Consider the following 9401-nt stretch of genomic DNA (forward strand, 5'->3'; position numbering starts at 1 on the left):
CGTCACGGGCGCCTCACCGCTTCCCGCCGTCCACATCGAGCGTCGTCCCCGTGGTGAACGAGTTCTCCATCAGGTACGCCGCCGCGTGCGCGACCTCCTCCGCCGTGCCGGGGCGCCCCACCGGCAGGCGTCCCGCGATCTCCTCGCGGTAGGCGCGGTGTTCGGCGGGGCTCATCAGGTGGGCGTGCGTGTCGGTGGGGCCGGGCGCGACCGCGTTGACGCGGAGCGGCGCGAGCTCCATGGCGAGGGACTTCACGGCGGCCTCGACCGCTCCGTTGACGGCGGCGAAGGCGAAGTAACCCGGGTCGGCCTTCCGGTAGAGGTACCCGGAGACGAGCGTGACCGACCCCGACCTCGACCCCGAATCCGACCCCGGCTTCGGCCCCGGACCGGAATCCGCCGCCGCCCGCCCCCGCGGCATGTACGGCAGCGCCGCCCGCAGGCACCGGTACTGCCCCCACCACTTCACCTCGAAGAACTGCCGGATCTCAGCCTCGGTGAGCTCTTCGAAGGGCGCGACGACGCTGCCGGACGCGCAGGTGAAGAGGTGGTCGATGGTGCCGACCGACGCCATGACCTCCTCGACCGCGTCGCCGTCGGTGACATCGAGCGCGCGGAACTCGGCCTCCGCACCGGTCAGTTTGGCGATGCGCTCGGCGTGCGGGCGCACCACGTCCGCGCTGCGGTCGGTGAGGACGACGCGCGCGCCGCGCCGCGCGACGAGTTCGGCAGTGGCAAGGCCGATACCGCTGCCCGCCCCGGTGATGACGACGGTGCTTCCGGCGAGATCCATAGGAACCACGCTCCCTTACTTCCTTTGATTCCCAAGCCCATGCGGGCTCCTGCTCGCAAGTCTCACAGCGAGAAACCACTCCAACCTGGGAAATGGCGGTGCATAATCGTGCGATGCACGATGACGCACAGGGTCCGGAAGCCGGCTGCCGGTGCACCGACACCGCTCGGGCCCCCTGCGCCGAGGGGCTGAGCCGCTACCGGGCCGCCGTGGTCAAGGGCTGCCTGCCGCGGGGGACGGCGCCCCACTGCCTCGTACACCTCGGTCTGCTGACGCCACCGCCGGACGACCCGGACGTCGTCGTGCCCGTGTCGCCCAACGTCGCGGAGTCCGAACTGCTCCAGCCCGTGCGGGAGTTGCTCGACGCACAGCAGGACCGGCTGCGCTCGATCAGTGCCGGCTTCTCGCCGGTCCACGCGATCTACCGGGCCGCCCGGCGTGAGTCCCAGGACTGGCTGACGGTCGTCGACGGCGCGGACGCCGTCCCCGTACTTTTGGAGCAGGCCGTGCGGGGCTGCCGCTCGGAGCTCATGGCCGTCCAGCCGGCCGGCGGGGTCCCGGTCCCGGCCGGCGTCACGCATCGCGCCCTCTTCCCGCACGCGGCCCGTACGCACGCCGCGCAGCGGCGGCGGATCCAGGACATCGAGCGAGCGGGCGGCAGCGTGCGCACCCTGCAGCAACTGACCGGCCGCCTGCTCCTGTGCGACCGCAGCGTCGCCTACCTCGTCGACCAGGGCGTCGTGGAGATCCGGCAGCCCGCCGTCGTCGCGCACCTCGCCGCGGTCTTCGACGACACGTGGGAGCGGGCCAGGCCGGTCGCCGAGCCGGCCGCCTCCCGCGCACGGGAGCCGCTGATCGTCGACGAGGTCCGCCGCGCGGTCATGAAGCTGCTGGTCTCGGGCCTCACGGACGACGCGATCGCACGCCGCCTCGGGGTGTCGCGGCGTACGGTGGCGGGCCATGTGGCCGCGCTGGCCCGGGACTTGGGCTCACAGTCCCGGGCACAGCTCGGCTACCTCATCGCCCGCGCGGAACCCGACCTTTAGGAGCGCCCTGGATCCACGAGAGGTTCCCTGGATCCACGGGAGGTCCCCTGGATCCAGCAGAGGTCCCCTGGATCCACTAGGAGCCCTCCACTCCGTACAACCGCAGGAAGATCTCCACGCCGTCCCCCACGATCTCCTCGATCTCGGCCTTCTCCAGCGGCAGCGCGCCGAAGTACGACTCGGCGGTCACGCCGCCGCCCACCATGAGCGCGAAGTGCCGTGCCGCCTTGCGGGCGTTCGTCTCGTCGACGGCGATCTTCCCCTGCCGCCCCAGCTCCAGCATCCAGCGCGCCAGCGCCTCCTGGGACGCCCGGGGCCCGACCCGCTGCCACTCCTCCAGGACGTCCGCGGGCAGCCGCCCGCCCTCCGGGATGATCTGGCGTACGACGGAGAAGTGCCCGGGGTGCGCCTCGCTCTGGCCGACCCAGTCGCGGGCGAGGTCGAGGAGGTCCTCCTCGATGTCGCGGACCTTGCGCAGATGCCGCTCGAAGAGGGCCTCCGTCGCCGCCGTCACCGACTCCGCGCTCTCCAGCAGGACGGCGCGGAAGAGACCTTCCTTGTCGCCGAAGTGGTTGTAGATCGTGCGCGTGGAGACGCCGGCCTCGGCGGCGATGGCGTCGATGCTCGCGCGCGTGTAGCCCTCGCGGCCGAAGACGGTCCGGGCGCCGCTCGTAATGGCCCGGCGCTTCTCCAGCATCCCTTTGCGCAGGGGCTTCTGCTCCCCCGGGCCCTGTTCCGTACCGCTCGCCATCTCACCTCTCCAAGAAAAATTACAATGACCGTTGTAATAACTACAACGTACGTTGTACTTTACTCGCATGCCCACCGCGACCGCCCCGCAGGCCCCGCACCCGCGCCCCGATGGCAGGGGCCGCCCCGCCCTGACCCTTCTCGTCGTCCTCCTCGGCATGTTCACGCTGCCGATGGCGATGTCCGGCACCACCGTGGCCCTGCCCCGCATCGGCTCCGACCTCGACGCGTCGGGCGCGGCTCTCCAGTGGGTGGTCGTCGGGTACTTCCTCGCCGCCTCCTCCGTCATGCTCGTCGCCGGCTCGCTCGGCGACATCTTCGGCCGCCGCCGCGTCCTCACCGCGGGCGCCGCCCTCTACTCGGCCGGCACCCTGGCCTCCGCCTCCGCCCACCACATCCTGCTCCTGGACGCCGCCCGCCTGCTCTCGGGCGTGGGCGCGGCGGGCGTCATGGCGAGCGGCGGCTCCCTGCTCGCCGCCACGTTCACCGGGCCCGCGCGGACCAGGGTGTTCGCCGCCCTCGGCACCACGGCGGGCGTCGGCCTCGCCATCGGCCCCACCTTCTCCGGCTGGCTGGTGGACGGTCTCGGCTGGCGCACCACGTTCCTCGCCTTCGCCGCCGCGGGCGCCCTCATCCTCACCGGTACCCGCTTCCTCGCCGAGTCCCGCGCCGACGCCCCGCCGCGCGTCGACAAGGCGGGCGCAGCGACCTTCATCGGCGGCCTCTCCCTGACCCTGTTCGCCGTCACGCAGGGCTCCAAGTCCGGCTGGTCGTCCGGGAGTACGCTGCTGCCGCTCGCCGTGGGCCTGGCGCTCCTGGCCGCCTTCGTACGCGTCGAGAAGCGCCTCGCAGCGACCGGCGGGCAGCCCGTCCTCGACCTCTCCCTGGCCCGCGACCCCGCGTTCCTCGGCTGGTCCCTCGGCTCCTTCGGGCTCGGCGCGGGCACCACCGGCATCCTCGTCTTCCTGCCCACCTACCTCCAGGGCACCAGCGGCACCTCGGCGCGCGAGGCGGGCCTGGTCCTGCTCCTGATGACCGTGCCCGTCCTCGCCCTGCCCCCGCTCGGCGCCCGCCTGGTCAACCGCGGCGCCCCCGCCCGTCACCTGCTCGTCCTCTCCCTGCTCCTGATCGCCGCGGGCAACGCCTGGCTGACCACTCTCCACCCCGGCATCTCCACGGCCGCGCTCGCCGGACCCCTGCTGACCGTCGGCGTCGGCCAGGGCCTGTCCCTCGGCATCATCGACGCCCAGGCGCTCGGCATGGTCGAGCCCGCGAAGGTCGGCATGGCATCGGGCTTCCTGAACACCGTCCGGGGCGGCACCGGCGCCGTCATGCTCACCCTCTTCGGCGCGCTGCTGCTCGCCCTGGTGGAGTCCCGGCTCGGGTCGGCGGAGCTCGCGGGGCGCGTCACGGCCGGCGCGGGAGGTCACGCCGGCCCGTTCACCGAGGCCTGGCGGATCACCCTGTGGGCCGTGGCGGGCTTCGTCGCCGGACTCGCGCTCCTGGTCCGCCAGTTGCTGCGACCGCGTACGACGGAAGCGGAAAGCCTGGCCCGCACGTCACCTGGCCTGCCCGAGGCCACTGCGGCCCAGGCGCGCTGAAGCACCCCGGCACCCCCCCCCCGGCACCCCCGCGTTCGAACCCCCATCCCCATCACGTCAAGGAGTACCCCATGTCCAACGCTCCCCTCCGCCTCGCTGTCATCGTCGGCTCCACCCGTGACGGCCGCTTCGGGCCCACCGTCGGCGCCTGGTTCACCGCCCTCGCCGGACGGCACACCGGCTTCACCCTGGACGTCATCGACGTCGCCGACCTGGAGCTGCCGTCGGCCCACCCGGACTGGGGCACCGAGCGCACCCCCGCCCTCACCGCCCTCGCCGAGCGGGTCGACGCCGCCGACGCGTACGTGGTGATCACCCCGGAGTACAACCACAGCTTCCCTGCGGCCCTGAAGCACTTCATCGACCTGCACCGCACCGAGTGGGAGGCCAAGCCGGTCGCCTTCGTCTCGTACGGTGGCCACGGCGGGGGCCTGCGGGCCGTGGAGCAGCTCCGCCTCGTCTTCGCCGAGCTGCACTGCGCGACCATCCGCGAGGTCGTCAGCTTCCACAACGCCTGGGACCACTTCGAGGAGGGCGGCCCGGCGTACGCGGAGTACGGCCCGGTCGGCGCCGCCAAGGTGATGCTGGACCAGCTGGCCTGGTGGGCCAAGGCCCTGCGGACGGCCCGCACGGAGAACCCCTACTAGGTCCTGTCCTGCGTCGCGTGCCCCTCAAGGCCGCGTCAGCACCAGCTCGAACTCCCGCGAAGAGGGGTCGCCCGGCACCGGGACGACCCCTCCGCTGCGTACGAAACCGAACCGCCGGTAGAAGGCCTGCGCCCGCGGATTGTCCTCATGGACATACAGCCGCACCCGGTCGACCCCTTCCAGCGACCACGCCCACCCGACAGCCGCCTCGAACAGCGCGTCCGTCACCCCGCGCCCGCGCCCCCGGTGCTCGGGCCGCACGAAGACCGCCACAAGATGTGCCTGCCGCCGCTCGACCGACCCGCCGAAGACGTCGTCCGCCCCGGCCTCCTCGACCAGCACGGTCACCGAGCCCGCCCATTCGCCGTGCGGCCCCTCCGCCACGAACTGCCGCACGCGCTCCCCGCGCGCGGCGCCCGCCGCCCGCTCCTGCCAGAACGCGTCCGGTTTCGCTGCGGCGTCCTCGTACGTCTCCAGAAAGGCGACCGGGGCCGCCGGGTCCCGCAGCGCCGCCAGCCGCAACTCCCTGACCTGCGGCCACTCTTCGGCACGGACGGCTCGTACGACGTACACGCACTCCTGTTCCATGCGGTGATCCTAAGACGGCGGTCCCGCGGCCCCGCTGCCCCGGGGTTCCCTCGGGGTCGCCGTCGTACCCGGGTACTACCCCCGGCCCGCTCTCCCCGCCCCCGGTCCGACGATCCGCGCCCCCGCGAACGGCAGCATCGAAGACATGATCAGGGCATACGGACTCACCAAACACTATGGCGGCAGGCCCGCCAAGAAGGCCGTCGACGACCTCAGCTTCGAGGTCCACCCGGGCACCGTCACCGGCTTCCTCGGCCCCAACGGCGCGGGCAAGTCCACCACCATGCGGATGCTCCTCGGCCTCGACACCCCTACCCGCGGCCACGCCACCATCGGCGACCGCGCCTACGCCGCCCACCCCGCGCCCCTTCACGAAGTGGGCGCCCTCCTCGAAGCACGCTCCGTCCACCCGGGCCGCTCCGCCCACCACCACCTCATGGCGCTCGCCCACACCCACTCCATCCCGAAGAGCCGCGTCGACACCGTCCTGGAGCTGGCCGGAATCCACGAAGTCGCCCGCAAGCGCGTCAAGGGCTTCTCGCTCGGCATGGGCCAGCGCCTGGGCATCGCGGCGGCCCTCCTCGGCGACCCGGCCACGGTCATCCTCGACGAGCCGGTCAACGGCCTCGACCCCGAGGGCGTCCTGTGGATCCGCACCCTCCTCAAGTCCCTTGCCGCCGAAGGCCGTACGGTCCTCGTCTCCTCCCACCTGATGAGCGAGATGGCGCTGACCGCCGAGCACCTCGTCATCATCGGCCGCGGCAGGCTCCTCGCCGACACCACCGTCGAACGCTTCGTACGCGAGTCGGGCACCGGTGCCGTCAAGGTCGTCAGCCCCGACGCCGGCCGGCTGGCCGAACTGCTCGCGGGCCCGGGCGTGCGGATCTCCGCCGACGCGCCCGGCGCCCTCGACGTACGCGGCACGGACGCCGAACACATCGGCCGCACCGCCGCCGCGCACGGCGTCCCTCTCTTCGAACTCACCCCGCAGGCCGCCTCGTTGGAGCAGGCCTTCATGGACCTCACCCGGGACTCGGTCGAATACGTCACCCCGACGGACCCGGGTCCACATGCCTCCCGTCGACCGGAAGGAGCGGCGGCATGAGCGCCCTCACCGCAAAAGGAATCGTCCGCTCCGAGTGGCACAAGCTGTGGACGCTCCGCTCCACCTGGATCACGCTGCTCACCGGGTGCGCCCTCGTCATCGCCGTCGGCGTCACGATGGGCGCCACCTATGACGGTGACGACGCCGAGATCGACACCGTCGTGTTCACCCTCTTCGGCACCCAGCTCTCCCAGATCTGTCTCGCCGTCCTCGGCATCCTCGTCACGGCGGGCGAGTACTCGACGGGCCTGATTCGCGCATCGCTCGCGGCCGTCCCGAGCCGCCTGCCGGTCCTGTGGTCCAAGGCCGGCCTCTTCACGGCCGTCGCGTTCACGGTGTGCTTCGTGACGAACGTCGTCACGTTCCTGCTCGCTCAGATCTGGCTCTCCGGCACCGACAAGGAGCTCGCCCTCACCGACTCCGGCGTGTTCGGCGCCCTCGCGTCCAGCGCCGCGGCCCTCACCCTGCTCAGCCTCGTCGCACTCGGCCTCGGCGCCCTGTTCCGCTCGGTGCCCGGCGCGATCGGCGCGTTCGTCGGCGCGGTCCTGATCTTGCCGGAGGTCCTGACGATGGTGCCGTTCGGCGCCGTGGACACCGCCATGAAGTACTTCCCCGCGCAGGCCGCGAGCGCCCTCGGCTCGGTGGCGCGGGTCGAGAACACCATCGCGCCGGGCACGGCTCTGATCACCCTCGCTCTCTGGTCGGCGGCGGTCATCGCCACGGCATCCGTCCTGCTCAAGCGACGCGACGTATGACCTTCGTACGAACGCCTGTTGTACGAGGATGAGGCCGTGACCGAGCCACTCACCGTGCCGCGCACCGAGCTGCTCACCGCGCCGCATCCCCTCACGCGGCTCCTCCAGCGTGCGACGCAGCGGGTGCGCGCCTTCGACAGGCGCCGCCCGCTGGTCTGGGACCTGCTGGTCACCGGCTTCTTCGTGGTCGCGGCCCTCGTGGACGCCGCAGGCGGCTGGCGCAACACCGCGCCCGACACGGACGTGCCGGGCCCGCTCATCTTCCTGCTCAGCACCGCGCTTTCGCTGCCGCTGCTGTGGCGCCGCCGCCATCCGATGGCGGTCCTCACCGTCATGGTGGCCGCGAGCCTGGTCAGCAGCTGGACCGGCGCGATGCTCCAGGCCTCGCTGATCCAGATGATCGTCCTGTTCAGCATCGCGATGCGGCTGCCTCTGAAGACGCTCGGCAGGGCGGGCCTCATGATGACGGCACCGCTCGTCGTGGGCGCCTTCCGCTACCCGGAGGACAGTTGGAACCAGCAGATCATCCCGTACGTATGGGCGTACGCTCTGGTCGCTCTCCTCGGCATCGCGGTGCGCTCCCGGCAGGATTACACCCGGGCCCTCGTCGAGCGCGCCCGCCAGCTGGAGGTCGAGCGCGACCAGCAGGCCCAGCTGGCCGCCGCCGCCGAACGCACCCGCATCGCGCGCGAGATGCACGACATCATCGGCCACAACCTCTCCGTCATCACGGGCCTCGCGGACGGCGGTTCGTACGCCGCCGCCAAGTCCCCCGAGCGCGCGGCCCAGGCCCTCGAAGCCATCGGCACCACCAGCCGCCAGGCCCTCGGTGAACTCCGCCGCCTCCTGGACGTCCTCCGCGACGACGTCCTCCGCGACGACGCCCCCGCCACGGCCGAGCTCGCCCCGCAGCCCGCCCTCACCGACCTGGCCCGGCTCATCGACGGCGTACGCGCCGCGGGCCTCCCGGTGCGCAGTACCGTGCACGGCCGCGCGGACGCGGTCGCCGCGGGCCGCCAACTCACCGTCTACCGAGTGGTGCAGGAAGCCCTCACCAACACCCTCAAGCACGCCGGCCCCGACGCGACGGCCACGGTCGACGTCATCTATGCCGATGGGGGTGTGACGGTGGAGGTCACGGACACGGGGCTGGGCGCTTGGGCGGGCGGCAGCCCTCACGCCGGGGGCGGCCGCGGCCTGACCGGAATGCGGGAGCGAACGGCCTTGTACGACGGCACACTTGAGGCGGGGCCGCTGCCTCACCCGCCGGGCGGCTGGCGGGTCCGTCTCCACCTCCCGAAGGACAGCGAAACACCGTGACGACCGTGCTCATCGTCGACGACCAGCCCATGCAGCGCTTCGGTTTCCGCATGCTCCTGGAGAGCCAGGACGACATGACGGTGGCGGGAGAGGCCGGCAACGGCAGCGAAGCGGTCCGCATGACGGCCGAACTCCACCCGGACGTCGTCCTGATGGACGTCCGCATGCCGGGCCTGGACGGTATCGAGGCCACGCGTCGCATCGTCGCGGCGGGCGCCCGCACACGCGTCCTGATCCTCACGACGTTCGACCTCGACGAGTACGCGTACGCGGGGCTGCGCGCGGGCGCGTCCGGTTTCCTCATCAAGGACGCGCTGCCCGAGGAACTCCTCTCCGGGATACGCGCGGTCGCCTCGGGCGACGCGGTGGTGGCCCCGAGCCTGACCCGCCGGCTCCTCGACGCGTACGCGGACCAGCTGCCGACGACCGGCTCCACGCCGGCGGGCCCGGCGAACGACCCGCGCCTGAGCTCCCTCACCGACCGCGAACGCGAGATCCTGACGGTGATCGGCCAGGGCTGGACGAACACGGAGATCGCCTCGCGCCTGCATCTCGCGGAATCCACGGTGAAGACGCACGTGGGCCGCATTCTCGCGAAGACGGGAGCGAGGGACAGGGTGCAGGCGGTCATCCTGGCGTACGACACGAAACTGGTGAGCCCGTCATAAAGGACCAGAACGCAGAAAACCCCCGCACCGAATGGTGCGGGGGTTTCCCATTCAAAAATAGTTCGGCGGCGTCCTACTCTCCCACAGGGTCCCCCCTGCAGTACCATCGGCGCTATGAGGCTTAGCTT

10 protein-coding genes and 1 rRNA gene are annotated in these 9401 nt (G+C 72.0%); 7 read left to right on the forward strand and 4 right to left on the reverse strand.

Translation table 11 applies throughout. The features are described from left to right. Positions 1 to 13: 13 nt before the first annotated feature. On the reverse strand, positions 14 to 793 hold the full coding sequence (locus ACZ7LU_RS39580; protein ID WP_471919605.1) for an SDR family NAD(P)-dependent oxidoreductase: 780 nt from the start codon (positions 791 to 793) through the stop codon (positions 14 to 16). A 113-nt stretch (positions 794 to 906) separates the two neighbouring features. On the opposite strand from ACZ7LU_RS39580, the gene ACZ7LU_RS39585 reads away from it, so the two are divergent. After that, positions 907 to 1839: a helix-turn-helix transcriptional regulator gene (locus ACZ7LU_RS39585; protein ID WP_471919606.1), complete on the forward strand. Its 933-nt coding sequence runs from the start codon at positions 907 to 909 to the stop codon at positions 1837 to 1839. Between the two features lie 76 nt (positions 1840 to 1915). Here the strand turns inward: ACZ7LU_RS39585 and ACZ7LU_RS39590 are convergent, their stop codons facing one another. After that, positions 1916 to 2590, reverse strand: coding sequence for a TetR/AcrR family transcriptional regulator (locus ACZ7LU_RS39590; protein WP_471919607.1), 675 nt, complete (start codon positions 2588 to 2590; stop codon positions 1916 to 1918). Positions 2591 to 2657: 67 nt separating this feature from the next. Between ACZ7LU_RS39590 and ACZ7LU_RS39595 the strand changes: the two genes are divergently transcribed. Continuing rightward, entirely contained in the window at positions 2658 to 4190 is a 1533-nt protein-coding gene (locus ACZ7LU_RS39595; protein ID WP_471919608.1) for an MFS transporter, read from the forward strand. A gap of 71 nt (positions 4191 to 4261) precedes the next feature. Next, positions 4262 to 4837 (forward strand): NADPH-dependent FMN reductase, encoded by a 576-nt coding sequence (locus tag ACZ7LU_RS39600; RefSeq protein WP_471919609.1) that lies wholly within the window; start codon positions 4262 to 4264, stop codon positions 4835 to 4837. A 24-nt stretch (positions 4838 to 4861) separates the two neighbouring features. On the opposite strand, the gene ACZ7LU_RS39605 is transcribed toward ACZ7LU_RS39600, so the two are convergent. Further along, on the reverse strand, positions 4862 to 5425 hold the full coding sequence (locus ACZ7LU_RS39605) for a GNAT family N-acetyltransferase (protein WP_468086677.1): 564 nt from the start codon (positions 5423 to 5425) through the stop codon (positions 4862 to 4864). A 145-nt stretch (positions 5426 to 5570) separates the two neighbouring features. Here ACZ7LU_RS39605 and ACZ7LU_RS39610 point away from each other — a divergent pair, with 145 nt between their 5' ends. Genes ACZ7LU_RS39610 through ACZ7LU_RS39625 form a run of 4 tightly spaced genes read left to right on the forward strand, consistent with a single transcriptional unit; the run spans position 5571 to position 9273 of the window. Next, complete coding sequence (locus ACZ7LU_RS39610) at positions 5571 to 6530, forward strand: ATP-binding cassette domain-containing protein (RefSeq protein WP_471919610.1); 960 nt, start codon at positions 5571 to 5573, stop codon at positions 6528 to 6530. Next, a complete protein-coding gene (locus ACZ7LU_RS39615; RefSeq protein ID WP_471919611.1) occupies positions 6527 to 7285 on the forward strand; it encodes an ABC transporter permease in 759 nt (252 codons plus the stop codon). The genes ACZ7LU_RS39610 and ACZ7LU_RS39615 overlap by 4 nt, the downstream gene beginning before the upstream one ends. 36 nt (positions 7286 to 7321) lie before the next feature. Beyond that, a complete protein-coding gene (locus ACZ7LU_RS39620; RefSeq protein ID WP_471919612.1) occupies positions 7322 to 8605 on the forward strand; it encodes a sensor histidine kinase in 1284 nt (427 codons plus the stop codon). Continuing rightward, on the forward strand, positions 8602 to 9273 hold the full coding sequence (locus ACZ7LU_RS39625) for a response regulator (protein WP_471919613.1): 672 nt from the start codon (positions 8602 to 8604) through the stop codon (positions 9271 to 9273). Before ACZ7LU_RS39620 ends, ACZ7LU_RS39625 begins: the two co-directional genes overlap by 4 nt. Before the next feature lie 60 nt (positions 9274 to 9333). Here the strand turns inward: ACZ7LU_RS39625 and rrf are convergent. Next, positions 9334 to 9401: ribosomal RNA gene (gene rrf / locus ACZ7LU_RS39630) — 5S ribosomal RNA — on the reverse strand; the annotation flags it as partial.

This window comes from Streptomyces sp. NPDC039462 (assembly GCF_055639375.1).